Raw genomic sequence first — 22,978 nt, 5'->3', positions numbered from 1 at the left:
TGGTCGTTGAGTTTGACTATCTGTAGTCTTGGATCTGAGAATAAGTATGCGATCGCAGATTTCTGCAGGCTCTCCAGGGTACCCTGACTGCCTGACAGAAGTTCTCGAAAGCCTACAAGAACGGGATCTTTAAAAGCTCAGCTTATGCCCGCACTCGGACTAGGATTCGTTGGTGTTCGCGTAGCGTCGGGCTTTGCCCGAATCGCTACCGACAATCCAAGGGCTATCGAGATCTTCAACTGTTTGCCGGAGCACCCTTGGTGCTGGGGACAAGGTTTTGAGTCAAAAAGGGTAGAGTGGCTTGAGTTGCTAGAGTTACTACAAAAACAGCCTTTTCTGATGTCAAACTCTACCCGTCTCTATAGTCAACTATTGGACCTCCTGCGTCAATATAGTAACTACTGCGATTTGCGTCACCTCAAAGTCGAAGCCTGGATGGTTAGCGGCCTGATCTGTAGTGGTCAGCTTAGCTTACCCGCTTGGGAGCCTTACGTTCAATGCCGCGCCCAAAAAGCGATGAGTGTGGAACGTCGTTGGAGTAGATTTCTTGTCAACAACCGAATTAGGGTAGAAGCGCTCTATGTACCTTTGGTACTGGTAGCCTTGAGAGGCTGGCAAAATCATCGTCTCTATTTAGCCTTAGACACCACAGTATTATGGAATCGCTACTGTATGATTCATTTATGTGTAATTTGTTGTGGTCGAGCAGTGCCTCTGTTCTGGCGGGTGCTAGAACATAGCAGCGCCACTGTAAAGTTCCGGGAGTACAAACCACTGTTGCGGAAAGCCCGGTGGTTCGTAACGTATCACCCCGATGTGATGCTGTTAGCGGATCGAGGCGCAAGCCAATCATAACCTGATGAGTTGGTTGCAAGCCAGTGGTTGGCATTACTGCCTACGGCTCCGAGCGTGATTTACTGCTCCATGGCCCCCGCCGCTATCCCCTTGAATTGAGTTATCTTTGGCCGACCTTAGGAGAAGCGGCATTCTATCACAATGTAGGCTTGTGGGAAGATGGTTTGTATCATTGTAACTTGGTACTGGCTACTGTCAAAGGTGTCAAAGAACCCTGGGCAGTTATTACTGATGAATCTCCTACTTTGATTTCCTTGTGGCAATACGCAGAGCGGTAAGGAGTCGAAGAGTTGTTTCAAGGGTAGCAAATCAGGAGCAAATGAACTGGAAGATTCTCGGATTAACTCCCCCGAAGCTCTCGAACGCTTATACTTAGTGGCCGCTTTCGCTCTCCAAAACAGCACTACTCTTTGTCTGGCCGTACAACTTGCACCGCTTGCGTCAACAAGTTGTTCGCGTAGCGTGACCAAAGGTCAATCCCCATTGGCGGCGAGGCATCAGTTATCTCAAAATAGGTCTACGCTGGCTCAAGGGGGTTCACGAACATTGGACGCCAATTGTTAACCCCTGTGTTCAAGTTACCCCGCGACCCGCAACCAAGCTTTGCTTCTTTGAAGGCTGAGCAGCATTACTACGACCGAATCTGGTTTACTCGTATTCGCTCGAAGCACTGCACCCCTTGATGACTGCCATTTTCCAAGATGTGTCAGGCAGTCAGCAGGGTACCTACTGAATCAGAAAACCCATCGGTAAAACTATCATTTGTTAATGTCATCTATTTTTATTTTTCGTGATTAATCTATCTAATTTTAAGTGCATCAATACAAGGCTCCCCCATCCTCCGGTTATGTCTTACGGGGGTTTCACCCACTCGCGCTTTGCATTAAGACGCCGTTTTTCATGTGTCAGACAACTCAACTTATAAAAATTAGTGATGAATTCATTATCTCATATTTGGTGCTCAAGTTAACTTTGATGATTACATATCACACTATTACTTAGTTGTCAAAATAATTTAGATTTATTTTTAGATGGATTTGTCCTGGCCTCAGAATCGACAAAGTATAGCTCCCTGGGTTCGCTGTCCAAAGTAAGAGCTATTCAAAACTGGTAAAAATTATGGTACTCTTAACCGGTGCTAATCAGATCATGTCTTAACAAAACTCGCGGAATTCCCCACCGTCTTTCACGGTGGGGATGGATAGCGATACGATCACTTATATTGAAAAGCCTAAAACTTGACGTATTACTGCAAAATCTATATAATAGTAACAGAGGTCGATAACAGAGGCAAGCGCAGTGAAACATAAAGCTGTCAAAGTCAGGATTTATCCCACTCAAGAGCAGATTCAGATTCTTGCTCAGCATTTTGGATGTGCTCGATGGTGGTGGAATTATGCTCTAAATCAGTGTATAGAAACTTACCAAGAGACTGGCAAAGGGCTAAAACAATCTGCGCTTAACTCTATGTTGCCAAAACTCAAAAAAGAAAAAGAAACTGAATGGCTAAAAGATTGTTACTCTCAAGTCTTGCAATCTGTGAGTCTCAATCTTAGTCGTGCATATCAAAATTTTTTTGAGGGTAGGGCAAAATACCCTAGATTCAAGTCCTATCATCATCGCCAATCAATTCAGTATCCTCAAAAAGTCAAGCAAGTGGGCGATTGTCTTAAATTCCCTGGAAAACTGGGAGTTGTAAAGGCAGTAATTCATCGCCCGCTGGACGGGGAAATCAAGACTGTTACAGTCAGTAAGACTCCTTCTGGGAAATACTACGCCTCTGTGCTGATGGAATATGATTATAGTAGCTCAAAGGTGTCCAAGGATGGGAAAACAATCGGGATTGATTTGGGTATCAAGGATTTTGCTATAACCTACGATGGCGAAAATATCTCTAAATTTGCTAACCCTAAACATTTAGTCAAGTACGAAAATAAACTGGCCAAAAAACAACGGATTGCCACCCGAAAGAAAAAAGGAAGCAATAGATGCATAAAGGCCAGAAAGATTGTAGCTAAGGTATACGAACGGATTGGAAATGTCCGCCAAGACTACCTGCACAAACTATCTAGAAAGATAGTGGATCATAATCAAGTAGTGGTAGTCGAAAACCTAAACGTCAAGGGCATGGTTCGTAACCATAAACTAGCTAAAGCAATTTCTGATCTAGGTTGGGGAACCTTTGTAAATTTTCTATCTTATAAGTGCGAAAAAGAAGGAAAGGTATTGGTGGAGATAAACCGGTGGTTCCCCAGCTCTAAAACCTGTTCTAATTGTCATTACCAAATCAAAGAGTTGCCACTTGATGTCAGGTCTTGGGTTTGTCCAAGTTGTGGAACTCACCACGATAGAGATGGTAATGCGGCAAAAAATATTAGAGCAGAAGGGATCAGGATGCTATCCTCCTCTGGGACGGGGGAGGTCAACGCCAGCGGAGAAGAAGTAAGACCAAGACGCGGACGTCCGTCCAAGTTAAGGCATTCTTCTGTGAAACTGGAAGCCCCGACCTCTACGTTCGCGTAGCGTGGCCATAGGCCAAGTAGGTCGGGGTAGTTCACGCAGTATAAATGTACTGTTTTTGGAAAACTGTTTTTGGCAAACTAAATTTAAAAGAGTATTATGTCAACAACTTTTCAAGAGACCACAAAGAATCTGAGATTCAGTGAGGATCGCCTAGGAATTAACTATCTCGGGAGTGCCAACCTGCCTACTGCAACAGATGATGGCAAAGATATCATTCGAGGATTAACCCAAAGGCCGAAATCTTTGCCACCTCGTTACTTTTACGATGAAAAAGGCTCCCAATTATTTGAGCAAATCTGCGAATTACCGGAATATTATCCCACCCGCACAGAGGCAGAAATATTACAACAGTATGCTGTAGAAGTAGCCCAATTTACGGGAGCTTGCGAATTGGTGGAGCTGGGTAGTGGCAGTTCTACCAAGACTCGCTTGTTGTTGGATGCCTATGAAAACCAGGGATATCCGTTGCGCTATGTTCCTATTGATGTCAGTGGGGAGATTCTTGAAGAGAGTGCCAAGCAGCTGTTGTTGGATTATCCCAAGTTAAAGGTTCAGGGTCAGGTGGGAACCTATGAACACGCCCTGAGCCAATTAACTCCAACACCATTACCTAGACGGATGGTTTTCTTTTTGGGTAGTAGCTTGGGGAATTTTGCTCCTGAACAGTGCGATCGCTTTTTTGATAAAATGACAGGTTTACTAGCACCAGGAGATTACTTTTTGCTGGGCATTGACTTACAAAAACCCAAGGAGATTCTGGAAGCTGCCTATAACGATAGTCAGGGGGTTAATGGGGCATTTAACCTGAATATGCTAGCACATCTGAACTGGCGTTTCCAAGGAAATTTTGACCTCGATCGCTTTACCCATCAGGCGATTTATAATCAATCAGAAAGTCAGATTGAGATGTATTTACATTGCCAGGAAACCCATGTTGTGCGCTTAGCCAGCCTGGATTTAACCGTTGATTTCCAAGCAGGAGAAAGCATCCTTACAGAAATTTCTCGCAAATTCAATTTGGAGCAGATGCAGCACTATCTAAAAGGTCGGGGACTAAACACAGTTCAGGCTTGGACTGATACCAAGCAATGGTTTGGTTTACTCCTGTGTCAGATACAGGGTGTGTAATCGACCTGTAAGCTATCAGCTATCAGCTTAAGCGCTACGCGCTACGCGCACGCTACGCGAACAGCTATCAGTTATCAGCCTTTAGCTGACCACTGACCGCTGACCGCTGACCACTGACTGCTGACCGCTGACCGCTGACTACTGACCGCTGACCACTGACCACTGACCACTGACCGCTGACCGCTGAATATAGACACCCCTAAGTTTAAGAATAATATTTGGCACTCAAACCATGGATACTCTCGAATCTACTCAATTCCCTCGCCTTGACAGCTGCAGTCGCGAAACCATTATCAATTACTTTAAGAATTCATGGGAACTCGAAGATGTTCTGATGAAAAGTCTGGTTGGTGAAGAAACATTCTATATGAGTCCCGACCCATTAAGAAACCGTCTGATTTTCTATTTGGGTCACTCGGCTGTTTTCTACATCAATAAATTCCTTGGGGTTGGGTTATTAGATAAACCCATTAATCCTAACTATGAAATCCTGTTTGAGATTGGTGTGGACCCGGAAACTCCTGAAGAACTCGATCAAGCAACCAAAGATATCCACTGGCCGACAGTGGAAGAGGTTTGGCGCTATCGAGATCAAGTGTATGGGGTGGTTATAGAAACTATCGAAAAGACTCCTCTGAATCTGCCAATTCATCAAAATCATCCTCTTTGGGCGCTGATGATGGGAATTGAACACAGTCGCACGCACTTTGAAACCTCTTCGATGCTGATCCGACAACTGCCTGTAGAGCGGCTTGAACGTCCTGACAGCTGGAATTATGCTGTTTCTAATGGCAAGGTTTCCAAGAATGAAATGCTCCAAGTTTCTGGGGGTTCGGTAGAACTTGGTAAACCAGAAGATTATCCTACCTATGGCTGGGATAGTGAATATGGCAATCGTTCGGTGGAGGTTAAACCGCTTTTAGCCAGTGAGTATCTGATTACCAACGGAGAATTTCTGGAGTTTGTGAATGATAATGGCTACGATAATCCAGATTACTGGGATAAAGAATCCTGGATGTGGAAGACAACCTATAATATCAAGCACCCTAAATTCTGGATACCTACTAATAGTGGCTACAAGTATCGAGCCATGTTTGACGAGATTGACCTTCCTCTCGATTGGCCGGTTGAAGTGAATCACCATGAAGCTATGGCTTACTGTCGTTGGAAGGGGCAAGGGATTCGTTTGATGAGTGAAGCGGAGTGGAATCTTGCTACTGCTGGCAGGGATGAAAGTAGCACGACTCTAAAGCAAGACCCCTTTGCGATACAGGATTACAATCTAAATCTCAAGTTTGGCTCACCTAGCCCAGTGGGTATGTTAGAAACTGCTAGAAGTCCTGCTGGACTCTATGACTTGCGGGGGAATGTATGGGAGTGGCTGAGTGATGACTTCAAGCCGCTACCAGGATTCAAGCCCCATCGGCTCTATGAAGATTATTCTGCTCCCTTCTTTGATACCCAACATAACATGATGCTTGGTGGTGCTTGGGTGACTACTGGAACAGAAGCATCCACATTCTATCGTAACTGGTTCCGTCCCTACTTCTATCAACATGCTGGGTTTAGAATTGCGGCTTCTTGACATCCTCCCTCGGTAAATCGCCACATCTCCCAAAAATAGGAATTTTTGGTGATAAAACCGCTATTTTTGCCATTTTCTGGAATTACCCAAGCCAAAACCCCGTGTTTTTAAACCGGGTCAGAAGTTACCGCAAAAATAACGCACCGTCAGTAAAGCGTGATCAACTTGATGGTATACCTGATTTTCCGGCGTTGCTGAACCCAAAAATGGTATACTAAAAATAAAACCATGGAATGCCCTAGATGTCATAGCAATAAAACTCATAAATATGGTCATCAAAGAGGAAAACAAAGATATAAATGCAACGAATGTGGACGACAATTTATAGAGGTTAAAACTGAGCGTGGTTACGATGAAAAAACTAAATTGCTATGCTTAAAAATGTATCTAAATGGCATGGGCTTTAGAGCCATATAAAGAGTGACTGGTGTTCACCATACCACCATAATAGGTTGGGTAAAAAAAATTAGTTTACGCTTAAAAGATGTATGTTTCACGCTCATAAATCCCTGAAATTACTGAAATAGATGTGCTACAAACCTTTGTTAAAAAAAAACAAGGTTTGGGTGTGAGACGAAACCTTAGAGAGTGGTTTGAAGTTACCGTAAGAATAAAGAAGCCTTATTCCATGAGTTTTATCCCTTTTACCCATAGCCTTTCGCCTATAAAGGCTTCTTTATTCTAAGGTTTCATCTCCGGCCTTATTTCAGATAACTTCAAACTATTACCCATAACCTGTCTCTATAAAGGCCGGAGCTGAATCCTTGAGAAGGGTAGCCTTACTAAACAAGACTTAACCCTTTTACTCACAGCCGACCAACTATAAAGGCTACCCTTCTCTACGGAAACTTCTAGCCACTCTCTTACGGTAACTTCAAAGGACCGCAGCTAACAAGCGCTATCCCGGAATTTTAAACTTTATAGTTGGTGACCGGAGTTCGGAAACTTTTAAAAAGCTTTGGAAGAGCGTAAAGCGATGCAGCGCGGTCTTGGGGGTTTCCCCCGGAGACAAAACCTTAGATAGTGGAGCCTTTATAGTTAGCAGGTTATGCAGAAAAGGGTTAAATATTTTTTAATAAGGCTCCACTATCTTACGGTAAATTCAAACCATGAGCGACTGCATCAAGACAATGTTGGCATAGCTTTTGGTATGTTACTGATAAATATGTTGTCTATAAAATATTTCTTGATGATATTGATCATTTAACTAAGACAACTTATATGACTAGAATATAAAATGAAAATATGAGATTAAAACATTATTTGGCTAGACTACATCGACGCACTCTTTGCTATTCTAAATCATTAGAAATGTTGGAATTATAAATTAGGCTTCTTATTTATTATTGAAAATATCATAAAATCCCCCTTTCAGGTGAAACCATTTCATGATTCAGCAACGCCGATTTTACCACGACTGAGCACCCTGATTCGAGTGGAGTGGTGAACGTCGAATCTATCGGGCTTCTCTGATTGAAGTTTCCCACGAAACTCGCGCTCTTTGTTGCCTCATTTATCGATACGGCTGACGCTTTTGCCAAACGGATTCGAGGCTATTGGGGAGTGGAGAACAAAGTGCATTATGTCCGTATCGGTAACTCAAGGGGAAGATGCTTCACGGATTCGTACCCCACCTAGGCTTACAAATTTGGGCACTGGCACGCAACTTTGCCTCTGAATTTATATCGGGACAATGGTTTTCAAAATATGGCTCAAGCCCAGCGTCGGGCTGGCTTTAGCCAAAACACACTCAAAAACCTATTTAGAATGAAATAGCCCTGGGGAAGTAGGTTAGTCTAAACTTCAGTAGAATGGAAAAATTAGGCATAATTACTCGTTGCCTTCTTCACAGGAAAAAAAGTATAACTTATTGTGTACAGCATCAAAAATTAGCTGAGTGATGAAAAACATAAAATCAAGAGTGCTGACATTGGCTTTAGCCTTTATGTTTTGTTTAATTAGCCTAATGCCTGTTGCTTATGCTTGCACAGGTATCACCCTAACAGCAGAAGACGGTGCTATGGTCTATGGTCGAACACTGGAATGGGGTGTCTTTGATATAGAATCTCGAATATTGATCCTGCCCAGAGGCCACGAGTTTGTTACGGAACTCTCTAACGATAAGAATGTCCATTTGCCTGGTATACAGTGGACTGGCAAATATGGAGTAGTAGGAATAGATGGTCTAAATCAGCCAATTGTCTTTGATGGTATGAATGAAAAGGGATTAACTGCCGGAGTCTTTTATCATCCAGGTTTCGCTGAATATATAGATTATGATTCAATCATCGCAGACAAGTCAATGGCACCGACCGATGTTGCCAACTATCTTCTTTCCACCTGTGCCACATTAGATGATGTTCGTCAGGCAATAAACCAGATCGTAGTGGTCAACGTTGTTGAACCAGCTCTTGAGATACCTGCACCAATTCACTTGATGGTCAGCGATCCTTCGGGTGAACAGATCGTCATTGAATGGTTACAAGGCAAACCACAAATCTTTGATGCGGAACTAGGGGTTATTACTAACGCCCCAACATACGACTGGCATATCACTAATTTACGAAATTATGTCAATCTCTCTGCTGTAGCTCTTCCAGATCAGGAGATTGGCTCAATTAATTTTAGCCCATTAGGTAGCGGTAGTGGAATGATTGGGCTTCCAGGAGATTTTACACCTCCATCACGTTTGATCCGTGCTGTTGCTTTTACTCAAACTGCAAGACCAACCAGTGACGGACTTGAGACGATGTATGAATTGTTTCGTATACTTGATAATTTTAATGTTCCGCTCGGAGCATCCGAGGGATCTGAAGGTGAAGATCTAGACAAATCAGGTATGCGGAGTTCAACCCTTTGGACAACGGCTCAGGATCTCACAAACAAGGTAACCTATTACCATACTCAACACAACCGTCAAGTCCGCAAGATTGATGTTGGCAGCTTAGACTTTGAAACTATTAGTGATGTGCAGACGTTCCCCCTTGATCTGCAGAAGGAACAGAATATCGAGGATCGGACTCCTGGAAAGGAGAGCGTTTCATCCTAACTAGAGTTTAGATTAACCTATCCCCAAGACTTGTCCCCTGGAAGAACTGCTGGTAGTCCTAAATTTGATGCAATCGCTTCTTTTATTCAAGATACTGCGATTGCCGTATCTTGACACTGGAGTTTAGTAAATAGCTCCCAGGCTGTCTAGATAGGGCTTGCTGATTAACTCTCAAAGCATTGACAGATAAAGGTTTTAGCCTTGTTGGGTCGAAAAAAGTGCCAGCTTTTCGGTCGAAAAAGCTCAATAACTTAGCCTTTTGGGCAGACAAGAGCAGAAAAATCATCGGACTTGTCTTCCGACTACCTCCTATATAATTCCCATTTCTCCTAACTCCTGACTCCTAACTCCTGACTCCTACCAATACCAAAAGACTTTTTCAGCAAACCCTAGATAATTTACAGAATCTACTGATGATTACAAAAACCCTTGAATTACCACGTACACCGGATTTTAATACTTAGAGCTGATTCGTAAACTCGCACTAAACCTTGTAGGATAAGGCTTGCGCTAAAATAGAACAATTGAACTATTTAATACCGAAAAGACAATCATAGCAAGGCTTTCAGACTTCTTAAGATTTACTTTACGAATCAGCTCTTACCCATCACATCAGCTCATCACCCAGGCAGTGCTTTTAACTAATGGGGTGGAAGTAACTTGGGATGATGGGTTGAAGAGTCGTTTTCATACCCTTTGGCTACGGGATAATTGTGCTTCCGAACACTCTATTAAACTATCTACCCGCGAACCAATCTTTGAAATCGATGAAGTTGCCAAAAATCTCTCGATTGAATCGGTTTCTGTTGACGACAGTGGGTCTCTAGTAATTCACTGGCAGCCAGAAGATTACATCAGTCGTTACCATCCCGGTTGGTTGCGCCACTATGCCTACGACCTAGAGGGAGAATTGACTCCACTAGTTCAATTTGAGCGCAAGCTTTGGGATCGGGAATCTTTGGGAGCAGTTTCTACCTTTGATGGTCCTACTGTGCTCACCAACCCAGAATAAAGCGCCGCCTGGATTCGAGCAATTTACACAACCGGATTGGGTTTACTGCGGAATCTGCCACCGGAACAACAATCGAGTGCTGACGTGGCTGCCCTAATTGGGTCACTACGCAATTCTAGTTTCGGTTTATTTTTCCATGTCCGTGCTGATATAAACAGACCTCTAGCTGATAGTGTAGCTTACACAAATATTGCCTTACCATTACATACCGATTTGGCAACTCGTGAGTTACAGCCAGGTGTACAAATGCTATTTTGCCTAACGAATGATGCTGAGGGTGAGAAGAATGTTTTTGTGGATGCATTTCGGGTGGCAGAGGATTTGCGTCAGTCAGAGCCAGAAGTCTTTCGCAATTTGTGTGAAACGATTTGGGAATGGAAGTATAGTACCAATGAAGAAGATTATCGTGTCGAAGGACCAATGATTGTCCTTGATCGCTATAATCAGATTCGTGAAGTACGGAGCATTACCTCCCAACGAGGTACGTTACAAGTGCCCTACAATCAGGTCGATGCCTGCTATAACGCTCTGCTTACCTGGTACCGACGTGTCAAAGAAAGTCGCTATCAAGTCCGCTTCAAACTACAACCAGGGGATTTAATCGCCTTTGACAATCGTCGTATCCTTCATTCCCGTACCCACTTTAATCTCAACAGTGGATCGCGGTATCTAATTGGCTGTTATGTAGATACAGATGACTTAATGTCTAAAATGCGAGTTCTCAGCCGAGGGCAAGGTTAAATGTTAAGATTTATTTTTAATAAAAAGCACAATACTATCAGCAATAAAAATGAGTATAACAGATAGAGTCAGTAAAGTTTACAGTTCTAAAAATAATCAATAAATTATCGCGAACTATGACATATGGGCTGAGGAGTATGATCATGATTTTACTGGTTATGGCGACTACGTATCACTACAAAAAATTGCCGAGATTGCTCTCAAGCGCATCCCTGTGCAAAAATTTTAGATGCTGCGGCAGGAACAGGCTTGGTTGGTCAAAGGCTCTACCAGGAAGGCTACCGTCACTTAGTTGCTATTGATCTGTCCCAGTAAATTTGAATAAAGCGCGTCAAAAAAATGTCTATAGGGAGTTATATCAGCAAGTTTTGGTAGAGCATTTAGACTTCTCATCGAATTCATTTGATGCCAATATCAATGTTGGATTATTTACTTATAATCATGCTCCCAGTCATGCTTTTGATGAGTTAATTCGCATTACTAAACCAGAAGGTTATATAATTTTAATGCGCCCTGATTTTTACGAAAGCAGCCAAGATTTTAAAGCAAAGATGGCTAACTTAGAGTCATCAGATCAATGGCAATTAATCGAGCGCGGGGATAAATATTATTCCCACCCTAATACTAAGCAGAAGACTCCTGTAGAAATCTGGACCTATCAGGTTCAATAAATTTAAGCATTAATATAGCAATCCTAAATCATTCATTTGTCAAATAAGTGTACTTTTTAAAAACTAGCTCCAACTCTTTTCACTTCTGCCTTCTGCCTTCTGCCTTCTTCTTTAAAGCAGCCCATTTATTTCACGAATCAGATAGGATTGCTATAGATACTGAAGTCCAGCAAATAAAACTTCATGGCAGCGGACGAGGACTATTAGAATAGAAAAGTACGCTCGACTTGACCGGAGTGTTTTATGGTTTCATCAGAACTAATCTCGACCTTGAGAGAACTGAGTCGCTCAGACAAGTTCCATATCATACAGATTCTGATTTCGGAACTAGCCCAACAAGAAACGGATTTAATTAAACCTGACCAGTCTTACCCAGTGTGGTCGCCTTATGATGCGGTTGAGGCAGCGGATACAATGTTAAAAGTGCTACAGGCTGTCAAAGCTCAAGATCATGGGTAATCCTGAACGATATCCAAAAGACCTAAAAACGGAGCTCCCAAGAGACCCTCACCAACCACGAATATAGCGCAGGAATTCTCGCCTAAAAGTTATCCGCGTCAGTCAGGATTCTGGTCATGGCTTTGATCACTCATACGGGAACGCTTACCTCGAAAATACCAACGATACCAATGCTTAGCACTGCGAATCGCTAACCACAGTAGCAGTAAAGCGATTAATCCTCCTTGTTCAGGAGCATCAAAAGCCAAAATTATCAAAACTACGCACAGAAAATCCTGAAGAAAAACTACCCACAGAGGCAAGCCACGCAAACGGTAGAACCATCCTACTTGAACTAACTGGAGTACGAAGGCTAATAAGCCGCCGACAATACCCACCACCCAGACAAATCCCGTTAGTTCTTCAGCAAACTGAGTCACAGCAATACCAAGAATTGCCCCTACTAGAGGACTTAAAAGTAGCTGAACTATTTGCAAGACTCGCTGTCCTAATAGATTTTTGGAGGCAAATAGCTCCACCAATGACCAAATTGTCAAGATAGTCAGCAAGACTGGGGGATGAATCTGTGACAGTAACGGTACCTTCGACCAGAGTTGGTCACTTTGGAGCAAACCAATCACCAACAGGGGCAGGGCAATTCTCATTCCTGCCGCAGCGGAAGCTGAGAGGGCGGCGAGGAGTGCAATCATGAGCGTCGTGACTTTGGCAAGAGGTTTACTATAAACCAGTCAAGCTTAGCATAATGTAACAAAATATACAGTTTTTATGTGATTAAATTAAATAACTACGACTGGGTAAATGGTAAATACTGTTAGCTGGAGAAATAAGGCCATGTCTGAGTCATTATTTGCTGATGCCAGTAAACGATTGCATAAATCACTGAAATATGTGTCAATTTCGGAGGATGCGATCGCACGCTTAAAATATCCCAAATCTAGTTTGAGCGTTTCCATCCCAGTCCGCATGGATGATGGCTCGTTACAGATGTTTCAGGGCTATCGGGTTCGCTATGACACCACCAGGGGACCAGCAAAAGGGGGAGTGCGCTATCATCCCAATGTTTGTTTAGATGAAGTCCAATCCTTAGCCTTTTGGATGACCTTTAAATGTGCTACCTTAAATTTGCCCTTCGGGGGTGGCAAAGGGGGAATTACTCTAAATCCTAAAGCCTTATCGAAGCTGGAGTTGGAACGGTTAAGTCGTGGTTACATCGATGCGATCGCAGATTTCATTGGGCCTGATATTGATATTCTCGCTCCCGACGTTTACACCAACTCCATGATTATGGGTTGGATGATGGATCAATACAGCGTCATTCGCCGTCAAATCAGTCCAGGGGTCGTCACAGGTAAACCCTTGGCCTTGGGAGGGAGTGTTGGTCGCGATACCGCTACCGCTACTGGCGCGTTTTTTGTGATTGAATCCATTTTGCCTAAATTTGACCAGCTGCCTCAAAATACCACCGTAGCCGTGCAAGGATTTGGTAATGCTGGTGCTGTCATAGCGCAACTGTTAGCTAAAGCAGGCTATAAAGTTGTGGCTGTCAGTGATTCTCAAGGGGGTATTTATGCCAAAAAAGGCTTAGATATTCCCAGTATTCGCCAATATAAAACATCGAGTCAAGGCATTAAAGCCGTTTACTGTAAAGGTAGCGTTTGCAATATTGTTGAGCATGAAGTCATTACTAATCAAGACCTTTTAGCCTTAGATGTGGATGTCTTGATTCCTGCTGCTTTGGAAAATCAAATCACTGAAGAAAACGTTGATAATATCAGAGCAAACTATATCTTTGAAGTAGCGAATGGACCAGTAACCTCGACAGCTGACAATCGTTTGGAAGAAAAAGGCATCTATGTTTTTCCTGACATTTTGGTTAATGCTGGAGGTGTCACCGTTAGCTATTTTGAATGGTTACAAAACCGGAGTGGACACTATTGGAAGCTCGATGAAGTCCATCAGCGTCTGAAAGAAAAAATGGTGGAAGAAACTGAAACAATTTGGTCACTTTCTCAGGAACTAGCAGTTTCCATGCGCACAGCTGCTTATGTTCATGCTTTGAATCGCCTGGGAGACTCCCTGGATGCTAAAGGAACTAGAGATTATTACTGTAAATAAATCCGAAAGGGGTGCATCTCCTAAAAGCTGTTTGAGCTGGTGGGTGGAATGGGCATCTTGGTGGAACGGGCATCTTGGTGGAACGGGCATCTTGCCCATTTCATTCCCGGACAGAATGTGCCAACACTGGCTACTAATAAAATCAGGGTGAGCGGCTTCCTAACCTACCCTACGCCACATTTACCTTAAATGTCGGAATTCATCTCCCGCCATAATCTCTGATTTGGCGGTGAGATGAATTCCGACCAATAAAAAAGAATGCAGTATCTATGTTTATCAGGGTTTGTTTATGATAAAATTTTATCATGATTGTACGCGAAGCTAAATTATTAAACGGTTCTCAGTCTCAATATGCAAGACTTGACTCAGCTATAAGGACTGCACAGTTCATTAGGAATAAGGCAGTTAGACTATGGCTAGACGAGCCAGATGTGGACAAATCTCGTATCTCTCGTTTATGCAAAGAGTTAGCCCAACAATTCCCTTTTGCTAAAAAGCTTAACTCAATGGCTCGTCAAGCTTCAGGAGAAAGGGCTTGGAATTCAATATCTAGCTTCTATCGTCGTTGTCGTGAAGGAGCCAAAAACAAAGGTTATCCTCAGTTCAAAAAGTATTCTCGTTCAGTTGAGTATAAAACCTCTGGCTGGAAACTTTCAGAGGACTGTTTAACCATTAATTTCACTGATGGATTTAAAGCGGGTCGGTTTTCTCTATTCTGTAATCATCAAACCAGAGAGGACTTATTCAGACTTAAAATTAACCGGGTACGAGTGGTTAGACGGGCTGATGGATATTATGCTCAATTCTGCTTTGATGCCAGTCGCTTTGAAGCGGGAAACTATACTGGAAATGTTGTCGGTATTGACTTAGGGTTGAAGTATTTCTACAAAGACCAAAATGACAATTCTGCCATCTATCCCAAGTATTTAAGACAAGCTGAGAAGCGGATTAAGAAACTACAGCGGCGGCTGTCAAGAAAGTTTGTCAAAGGCAAGAAGCCTCAATCAAACAACTACCACAAAGCCAGAATTAGACTGGGTAAAGCACATTTGAAGGTTCAAAGGCAGCGTAAAGACTGGGCAGTGAAGTTAGCTCGGTGCGTAGTCCACTCTAACGATGTGGTTGTCTATGAAGACCTCAAGATACAAAACATGGTCAGAAATCATCACTTGGCTAAGTCAATTTCTGATGCTTCGTGGTATCAATTCACTCAATGGTTAGACTATTTTGGGAAAGTTTGGGATAAAACAGTGATTGCTGTTGCACCGAATTATACATCTCAAGATTGTTCACATTGTGGTCATCGAGTGAAGAAATCTCTCAGCACTAGAACTCATCAATGTCCTAAATGCCAGACAGAAATTTGCCGTGATACAAATGCAGCATTAAACATTTTAAAGAAGGGCATGAAGATTCTAGGCATTGAGTGGAATACAGGTACTGAAGGGCATTCAGGAACCTCCGAGTATTCGGGAACGCTTGAGGAGACTACCACCTCTGCTGTAGATGGGCAACCTGAAACAGTAAGTGGTGTCGCTGAGTCAAGAATCACTGTTTGTGAGAATCCCGCGCTGTAATCTCTGATTCAGCGCCGGGAGTATGTCAATATAGCATTTCCAAATATATCATAAAAACTTATCACCAATCTAGTGATAAATCATGATCAAATATTTAATGGTTTGCTAATTATAACGTTTGAGACTTTTATAATTTTAGGAAGGGCGTTATCTAGTTAGCGATCGCATACAGCCCAGCAGAGCATATCGCCAACTTTTACAGACAACGATCAAAGGTTAATTTTCCCTCTGGTATAGAAAGGCAAATTACCAAATAGCAATCACAGCAAGACCTTGGGGCTTTGATTAAAAATTATCAACAAATCCTTGACAAACCTCTTTTATTCAAAAGCACCTCAAATACCGTGCGCTATGGACATAAGCTGAATACTTACTTCCCAGGTAGCAGCCAGATCGATCTGATTGAAGATAGAAAACAGCTGATAGCTGACGTAGGGAGTAAACCCTAGAGTCAAGTTTTGTATCATTTAAGTTAAGTCTGCTAACTTAATCCTCTTGAATGCCATGACTGACAATGTTCTTGACGTCCGTAATCTGAAAGTCCAATTCCAAACCGATGTAAAACAGGTCACAGCCGTTGACAGCATTGACTTTCAACTGCGTCGAGGACAAACCCTAGGAATTGTGGGGGAGTCAGGTTCTGGGAAATCAGTCACGTCTTTGGCCATAATGGGTTTGATCCCCTATCCTGGTAAGGTTACCAATGGCGAGATTTATTTCCGACCCTCAACTCGGGAAAAAGGGGTGGATTTACTAGGGGTGAGTCCTGATCAAAAACAGTCCTACCGGGGTGGTCAAATCTCGATGATTTTTCAAGAACCGATGACCTCCCTTAACCCAGTTTATACCTGTGGGTTTCAACTGACAGAAGCAATTCTGCAACACCAGGATGTTTCCCTAAAAGAAGCAAGGCGTCAAGCCATGGCTCGTCTTCAAGAGGTGAAGCTACTCCCTAGCGACCAACAATTGAGGGAGACTTTTCTAGAGGAATTCCGTCGGGAGAACCCTGGTCAAGCTATACCGGGGGAACGGCTAATTAATCGTCACATTAACCAGCAAAAACGGGAAATATTAAAGCGCTATCCCCATGAACTGTCTGGTGGTCAATTGCAGCGGGTCATGATTGCGATCGCAATTTCTTGTAACCCTGATGTGTTGATTGCTGATGAACCCACTACTGCTCTCGATGTTACCGTACAGGCAACCATTCTGGATTTGCTGAGGGAGTTACGGGATACCCGAGGGATGTCCATGATTTTTATTACCCACGACTTAGGCGTGATTGCGGAAATTGCTGACAGCGTAGCGGTGATGTACCAAGGCAAAATTGTGGAAAGGGGTGATGTCTGGAAAATTTTCTCTGAACCAAACCATCCCTACACCAAGGGATTATTAGCCTGTCGCCCAACTCTCGACCAAACTATAACATACCTACCGACTGTTTCTGACTTCATGGAGGTGGTAACTACTCCTAGTGGAGAACAGGTGATCCGAGAAAAATCAAAAGGGTTGAATGTTGACCGGTTCCAGCTTCAAACTTCCTCAGATAACCTACCCTACGGGAACGCTAAAGGCGAACAACCTTCAAGCTTCCAACCTTCAACCTCCCAACCTTCAACCAAACAACCTTCAACCAAACAACCTTGGCCAAAAGGCCACGCTACGCGAACAACCTTCAACCAAACAACTACACCACCATTAGTTTCGGTGCGTAACTTACAGGTAGGCTTTCCCATTCGAGGCGTATTTGGCGGGACGAAACGCTATCTGATGGCAGTGAATGGAGTATCCTTTGATGTTTATCCTAGTGAAACCTTGGGCTTAGTGGGAGAATCCGGTTGTGGCAAATCTACCTTAGCACGAACATTGCTGCGCTTGATTGAACCAATGGGTGGAGAAGTAAACTTTGATGGTCAAGAAATTACCAAAATCAAGGGTATGGGTTTGCGGCAACTACGCCGTGAAATGCAAATTGTGTTTCAGAATCCCTTTAGTTCCCTCGACCCACGACTGAAGATTGGAGAAGCAGTCATGGAACCCCTATTGATTCATGATGTTGGGGGTAATAGTAAGGAAAAACGCGATCGCGTGGCTGAGTTGTTGGAGCGAGTGGATTTAAATCCTGACTGGATGAATCGCTATCCTCACGAATTTTCTGGAGGTCAGCGCCAGCGGGTATGTATTGCTAGGGCACTCGCTCTTAATCCTAAGTTTATCATTTGTGATGAATCCGTTTCTGCTCTAGATGTTTCCGTACAGGCACAGGTTCTGAATTTGCTGAAACAATTGCAGGAGGATTTCGGCTTAACCTATATCTTCATTTCCCATGACTTGAGTGTAGTCAAATTCATGAGCGATCGCATTATGGTAATGAACCAGGGCAAAATAGAAGAAATTGGTTCAGCTGACAATATTTATCGAGAACCGCAGCAGGATTATACTCGTCAGCTGATTGCTTCTATTCCCACTGGTACTCTGGATCGGATTCAACAGCAGCAAGACAGACGACAAGCTATGGAAATACCTGAGATTAGTGATCCATGGTCTGTTAATTCTGAGATTAGTGATCCATGGTCTGTTAATTAAGGGAAAGGTGATTTTTTTTAATTCAAAATGCCAAATTAAAAATTCAAAATTACATAAGGTATCAGCTATCAGCGTGTCGCGTATCAGCTATCAGTATCGAAGTCTGTGCGACGAGTCATGGAATTTTCCCCAGACTCTCAATTCTCATGAATCTGGAATTATTAAATTATCTCGTTCTAGGTTTATTTTAAGCACCTCAAGTAGCGTGAGCTAAAAGCTCACGGCTGACGGCTTACAAAATTACTAGCCTTATAATTTTGAATTGTTGACAACGGATACAAGCCCCTGAATTCATTTCGGGGGTATTTTTTAATTTTGAATTGATAATTTATGGAGTTTAGACTATAGCGGTTTTTATCCTAATGAGGTACACATTATTTTTTCCATGTTCCCTATTCCCCTCCTGGGAGGGTTTAGGGGTGGGTTAATCTTCCCTGTTACCTGTTCCCTAAAACCAGTAACTCTGTACCTCACATAATTGAAAAACGCTATAAACTACTTCAAGGACTTGCCCCCTAGTTCATCAGCTTGTAGGGTGGGCAAAAACAGTTTGGTTATTTTGAGTATTTTAGATAATAGAACTTTGCACACCCTACTTTAATTAGTATTTTTTTGACTATAGCTACTTTTAGTTAGAGTGCTCTTGCAGCCAGTTGAGTAAGTCATCACTGGTCTGAAAATCCCAGATGGCTTCTGATAAACCTTCTAGGTCTTGGTGGGTCAAGGCTTCGATTAATGCCAAGGCATTAGTTGTGAGTTTACCAAAACGGCTCTCAAGCAGTCGCAATAGTAAATTTCTTTCCCCTTCTTCTCGTCCTTCTCTTTTCGCGAAACTCAATGCACCTCGCGCGTCCTCCAAAGCCATCTCCTGTTTGCGGAGTTTTTCCACTTCTGAGACATTCAACCCCGCTTGATTTGCTATAGTTAAGGCTTTTTCTAGCTGTGGGATTTCCCTGAGCTGGTCAGGAATAATTTCTAAGTTGGGCGCTTCTTTGATAAAATAGATCCACTTATCTATCACACTTTCCAACTCTTCCAGTTGCTTAGTAAATTTCGGAAGTTCCACAAACACCAGCTTGTCTTTTAAATCCACTACATCCCCAGCACTATAGGGGTCAATAATTTCTAAATCCTGGATGACCGAGTTACCGGAGTAGATCATGGCATTTAGGAAAGAAATCAGAATATCCTTACTCTGATCTGAGCCAAAGATTTTCTTGAAAGCAAAGTCAGTTTTCGGGCTGATGAATCTCATGGTTTTACCGGGTTACAAGGTTTATATAGGGAGGAGGGAGTAGGGAGGAGGGAGTAGGGAATAGGGGGAATATAGCGCTACGCGCAAGGCAATTCGTGTGTTCACAACCCAGATACAAACGCTAAGTACCTGGACAAAAATAAACCTCACTTCTTGATGCAAAGCGCGAGTGGGGGAAACCCCCTGTTCCGAAGCTGCATCGCTGTATTAACTTGTGTAAAGTTGCCAAAAGTCCGTCTGCTCCCTGCTCCGAAGTCCCTGCTCCCTATTTCAACAGTTAATTTTACTTGTGTCCTACTACTTATATATCATAGTAACATAGGTAAAAGAGTTTACATTATGGGTTTAACTCCAGGATAATCTGATCATGAACAAGCAATTATTTTCTATAATTAAAATAACATCTATTATTTTGATTACTTGCGCTTTATGTCTAGAAAGTTGGTATATTTATTTACAGCTAAATGATGGCTCTATACCAAGTAACCTCTATTCTGCATTGTGGCTAGCAAGTATCGCTTTAATCTCCCATTTTATTGAAGGTTTAATCGCTGCTTTTAAAGCTGACAGTTGTGATAAAAATCCTATAACCTATGGCATTTATACGTTTTTTGTCGGGTTTGTTGGATTGTGGGAATTATTTAATCCAACTTCAGAAAGTTCTAGTTATAAATAAACCGTTGTACTGGCTTATTCCCCGATCTCAAGAAAAAAATGATTAGTGTAACTGACCACTTAGAATTAAGCGACCGTATTTTAGCAAGAGCCATATCCACAGGGCAAACGCATCTTAAGATATGGGATGATGCACCTTGGCTGCATCATCCCATATCTTACGAACTAGGGCGCTCTAGCGGAGCGGACGCGATCGCGAATAGTGCCCTTTTTCCCGACAGGTGGTGCTCGCGCCGCTAAGCTTGAGGTGGTTATAGGTAAAGATCGGGTGTTGCTGAATCAAGAAATGCCTTATAATTATATATAAGATCGGGTTCTTATAGTAATCTTGCCCCCCACACTCCCGACTCCCGACTCCCGACTCCCGACTCCCTTCTTATTAATACTCACCTACCGTGCTCGTAATTCTGTTTCTAGTTTCCCTAAATCCTCTTTCAGGAAAACCGTAAGTTGTCCAATGAAAGCCTTGCCGCTATCATTTTGGGTTATTTCTATCCAATAGCCGTATTGTTCTCCTAACAAAAGTTGACCCTGTTCAGCTGACCACAGTGGTAGGTTTTTTCGCCGTGATAAATCTAAGATTTCAGGAGTTGGATAGGTATATACAAACTGAGCGCTATTGTAATCTCGATAAATCTGTGGACCATAGACAGTGCGCAGAGATTCCTCCAGGCGTTCGAGGGTTACCCCATTAACTTGGTCATGGATAGCAATGCGTTCACTGCGAATCGTACTCCGGTCTTTTGGATAAGAGATGGTACCAGGAGGCAAGACCGTGGCTTGAAAGGTAAATCGTTCCCCAGCCGTATCACTTTTGCGAACTACTAAGCCATCTCCAATACCAGGCCGTAGAGTGGGGTGACCGTTAATCCATGCAGCAACTTGATCAGTTCTCTGACCAGGCAGGGCATTAACCGGATTGCCAGTTAGTGCGAATATAATGCCCAGTGATAGAAATGATCCTATTTTAATAACATTCATTGAGAGCACCTGTTAGCTGAGTTTTGGGTAAATCCTAGCATTTTGATACCCAAGCACAAAAACCCCGACCTCCAAAAGAAGTCGGGATGATTGTTACTAAAGAAAGATGGCTTTTAGAGCTGGTGGTGCGTTACGGGACAAGCTATCCCAACCCTGACTACCGTGAAAATGATGGCTAGCAGGTCCCTAACGCACCCTACGCACTATCTGCTGATAACTAACAGCTAATAGCTAATAGCAAACCCTAGAATCTATTACCTAGAACTCAAAGGTTGTACGGATGGCTCCAACCCAAATCGTATCATTGTCATCATCGTGATTAGGATTAAAAATCACGTAGGCTCCTGGAGTAATCGTGATGTTCTTGCTAATCGGGAATTTGTAATGTGCCTCAACCAGGTAAGAAGTATCATTATCTTCATCAGCACCATCAATGTCGGTAGCCTTAGGTGGCACACCTCCCGCAAAACTCAGCACAGCTCCCTCTTTGCCTAAATCCAGGAAAGACAGGTTAGCTGACCAAGTTAAGATTTCAGCATTGTCACCTTCTTCCACCGCACCATTATCATCTTCTGCTTCAGCATCAATATAACCAAACCAACCGCCGATATGAATTTGTGAGGTAAGACGAAAACTCGCTTGTGCTCCAAAGCGATTAGCAGAGGTAGCCGTCTCGCCAAAAGGCTCCCTGGCCAGGTCACTACCAGTGTTATCGGTAAGATTGACATCGTCTCCTGGCTGGTAGCTACGGAGGTAGGTCAAAGATATCTCCAAGTTATCAATGGGGGAAATACCCAGTTGAGCACCAGCGCTATAGGCACCATTGAACAATCCATCTCCCTGAGCAGGACTAGGCGCATCGCCATCATCAGCTAGATAAAGTAGTGATAGATTCAAGGCATCACTAAATTCATAGGTTAAACCGCCACCAGCTCCCTCTGGTCCCCGATGGACTAGGGGGTTACGGCGGACAAACCGGGATAAGCCACCACTGCCACTGCTTTCCACGAAGGGGTTGGTCGGGTCAAAAAGATCATCTATAGCAAGTCCAGATGTTCCCACATAAGCCGTGGTTTTTGTACCAATGGGGAAAAGATAGAACAAGTCAGGAAGTTCAACATTGTTCTCATTATCCTCATCATGACCCAAGCGAGCCGAGTCGGTACCAACCACATCATTGAGTTGAATAAAGTTTCCTGCCTCGAAACGAACTCTCAACCGGTCTTTCCCGGTGAAGCTGGTATCGAAGTTCAGACGTACGCGATCGCTTAAGGTAATGTTTTGATCAAAATCATCTCCACTACCATCAGCTTTTTCATCCCCAAAGGCACCAGCGAGGGTAAAGATCACCTGCCCTTCAAGTTTGGTGGTGGTAGAGAACTGATGGTCTTCGAGGAAAGCCACCCGACCTTCTAAGTTATCCACCCGTGCCCCTAGGGTAGCCAATTCGGATTCAAACTCTTGAATCAGCCGTTGCAGGGTTTCCAGGTCCTCCCTGGTAATAAAATCCGCCGTGCTAGCCGCAATTAACCGCTCAATCTGGTTCAAGCAAGCATTCAAACCAGCCGCAAATTCATAACGGGTAGTTGCCCGGTTTCCACGGAATGTGCGGTTAGGATAACCAGCGATACAACCATAGCGTTCTACCAGAGAGCGCAAAGCTTCATAGGCCCAGTCACCAGGAGATACGTCCCGCAGTTGGGAAACACTGGTGACCTGGTCGATCGAATCTACATTTGTGCCCTCGTTGTTGTAGATATTGATTT

At 43.2% G+C, this 22,978-nt stretch carries 19 protein-coding genes; 14 read left to right on the top strand and 5 right to left on the bottom strand.

The window, feature by feature from the left end; genetic code table 11:
* Positions 1–144 precede the first annotated feature (144 nt).
* The 4 genes from F6K49_RS09330 (at position 145) to egtD (ending at position 4,506) form a co-directional block, all read left to right on the top strand.
* Positions 145–855, top strand: a complete 711-nt coding sequence (locus F6K49_RS09330) for a hypothetical protein (protein WP_293096063.1) — start codon at positions 145–147, stop codon at positions 853–855.
* Positions 856–878: 23 nt separating this feature from the next.
* Positions 879–1,133 carry a hypothetical protein gene (locus tag F6K49_RS09325; RefSeq protein WP_293086371.1) on the top strand — a complete coding sequence of 85 codons (255 nt, stop codon included), beginning with the start codon at positions 879–881 and terminating at the stop codon, positions 1,131–1,133.
* Positions 1,134–2,154: 1,021 nt separating this feature from the next.
* On the top strand, positions 2,155–3,378 hold the full coding sequence (locus F6K49_RS09320) for an RNA-guided endonuclease TnpB family protein (RefSeq protein WP_075904509.1): 1,224 nt from the start codon (positions 2,155–2,157) through the stop codon (positions 3,376–3,378).
* Between the two features lie 96 nt (positions 3,379–3,474).
* Positions 3,475–4,506 carry an L-histidine N(alpha)-methyltransferase gene (egtD, locus tag F6K49_RS09315; protein ID WP_293096059.1) on the top strand — a complete coding sequence of 344 codons (1,032 nt, stop codon included), beginning with the start codon at positions 3,475–3,477 and terminating at the stop codon, positions 4,504–4,506.
* A gap of 74 nt (positions 4,507–4,580) precedes the next feature.
* Here the strand turns inward: egtD and F6K49_RS09310 are convergent, their stop codons facing one another.
* Entirely contained in the window at positions 4,581–4,703 is a 123-nt protein-coding gene (locus tag F6K49_RS09310) for a hypothetical protein (RefSeq protein WP_293047089.1), read from the bottom strand.
* A 35-nt stretch (positions 4,704–4,738) separates the two neighbouring features.
* On the opposite strand from F6K49_RS09310, the gene ovoA reads away from it, so the two are divergent.
* The 6 genes from ovoA to F6K49_RS09280 all read left to right on the top strand — a co-directional run bounded on the left by ovoA (position 4,739) and on the right by F6K49_RS09280 (position 12,023).
* On the top strand, positions 4,739–6,091 hold the full coding sequence (gene ovoA, locus F6K49_RS09305; protein WP_293096056.1) for a 5-histidylcysteine sulfoxide synthase: 1,353 nt from the start codon (positions 4,739–4,741) through the stop codon (positions 6,089–6,091).
* Between the two features lie 1,900 nt (positions 6,092–7,991).
* Entirely contained in the window at positions 7,992–9,140 is a 1,149-nt protein-coding gene (locus F6K49_RS09300; protein ID WP_293070945.1) for a choloylglycine hydrolase family protein, read from the top strand.
* 631 nt (positions 9,141–9,771) lie between these two features.
* Positions 9,772–10,152 (top strand): gamma-butyrobetaine hydroxylase-like domain-containing protein, encoded by a 381-nt coding sequence (locus F6K49_RS09295; RefSeq protein WP_293042374.1) that lies wholly within the window; start codon positions 9,772–9,774, stop codon positions 10,150–10,152.
* 12 nt (positions 10,153–10,164) lie between these two features.
* A complete protein-coding gene (locus F6K49_RS09290; protein ID WP_293042407.1) occupies positions 10,165–10,893 on the top strand; it encodes a TauD/TfdA family dioxygenase in 729 nt (242 codons plus the stop codon).
* 317 nt (positions 10,894–11,210) lie between these two features.
* The gene (locus F6K49_RS09285; protein WP_293096053.1) at positions 11,211–11,564 is read left to right on the top strand and encodes a methyltransferase domain-containing protein; all 354 of its coding nucleotides are present in this window, start codon (positions 11,211–11,213) and stop codon (positions 11,562–11,564) included.
* A gap of 243 nt (positions 11,565–11,807) precedes the next feature.
* Positions 11,808–12,023 carry a hypothetical protein gene (locus F6K49_RS09280; RefSeq protein ID WP_293096050.1) on the top strand — a complete coding sequence of 72 codons (216 nt, stop codon included), beginning with the start codon at positions 11,808–11,810 and terminating at the stop codon, positions 12,021–12,023.
* 98 nt (positions 12,024–12,121) lie between these two features.
* Here the strand turns inward: F6K49_RS09280 and F6K49_RS09275 are convergent, their stop codons facing one another.
* Positions 12,122–12,712 (bottom strand): DUF4126 domain-containing protein, encoded by a 591-nt coding sequence (locus F6K49_RS09275; protein WP_293096047.1) that lies wholly within the window; start codon positions 12,710–12,712, stop codon positions 12,122–12,124.
* Between the two features lie 142 nt (positions 12,713–12,854).
* On the opposite strand from F6K49_RS09275, the gene F6K49_RS09270 reads away from it, so the two are divergent.
* The 3 genes from F6K49_RS09270 to F6K49_RS09260 all read left to right on the top strand — a co-directional run bounded on the left by F6K49_RS09270 (position 12,855) and on the right by F6K49_RS09260 (position 18,301).
* On the top strand, positions 12,855–14,138 hold the full coding sequence (locus tag F6K49_RS09270) for a Glu/Leu/Phe/Val dehydrogenase (RefSeq protein ID WP_293023937.1): 1,284 nt from the start codon (positions 12,855–12,857) through the stop codon (positions 14,136–14,138).
* A 305-nt stretch (positions 14,139–14,443) separates the two neighbouring features.
* Positions 14,444–15,715, top strand: a complete 1,272-nt coding sequence (locus F6K49_RS09265) for a transposase (protein ID WP_293023891.1) — start codon at positions 14,444–14,446, stop codon at positions 15,713–15,715.
* Between the two features lie 504 nt (positions 15,716–16,219).
* A complete protein-coding gene (locus F6K49_RS09260; protein WP_293096044.1) occupies positions 16,220–18,301 on the top strand; it encodes an ABC transporter ATP-binding protein in 2,082 nt (693 codons plus the stop codon).
* 628 nt (positions 18,302–18,929) lie between these two features.
* On the opposite strand, the gene F6K49_RS09255 is transcribed toward F6K49_RS09260, so the two are convergent.
* Positions 18,930–19,556: a PD-(D/E)XK nuclease family transposase gene (locus F6K49_RS09255; RefSeq protein WP_293023895.1), complete on the bottom strand. Its 627-nt coding sequence runs from the start codon at positions 19,554–19,556 to the stop codon at positions 18,930–18,932.
* 367 nt (positions 19,557–19,923) lie between these two features.
* Between F6K49_RS09255 and F6K49_RS09250 the strand changes: the two genes are divergently transcribed.
* A complete protein-coding gene (locus tag F6K49_RS09250; RefSeq protein WP_293096040.1) occupies positions 19,924–20,232 on the top strand; it encodes a hypothetical protein in 309 nt (102 codons plus the stop codon).
* A gap of 389 nt (positions 20,233–20,621) precedes the next feature.
* On the opposite strand, the gene F6K49_RS09245 is transcribed toward F6K49_RS09250, so the two are convergent.
* Positions 20,622–21,212, bottom strand: coding sequence for a hypothetical protein (locus F6K49_RS09245; RefSeq protein ID WP_293070933.1), 591 nt, complete (start codon positions 21,210–21,212; stop codon positions 20,622–20,624).
* A 258-nt stretch (positions 21,213–21,470) separates the two neighbouring features.
* The coding region (locus tag F6K49_RS09240) for an iron uptake porin (RefSeq protein WP_293096035.1) at positions 21,471–22,978 on the bottom strand (1,508 nt) is incomplete at its 5' end.

It is taken from the genome of Moorena sp. SIO3I6 (assembly GCF_010672095.1).
Note: the sequence above shows the minus strand (reverse complement) of the source record. Positions and strands in the feature narration are given on the sequence as shown.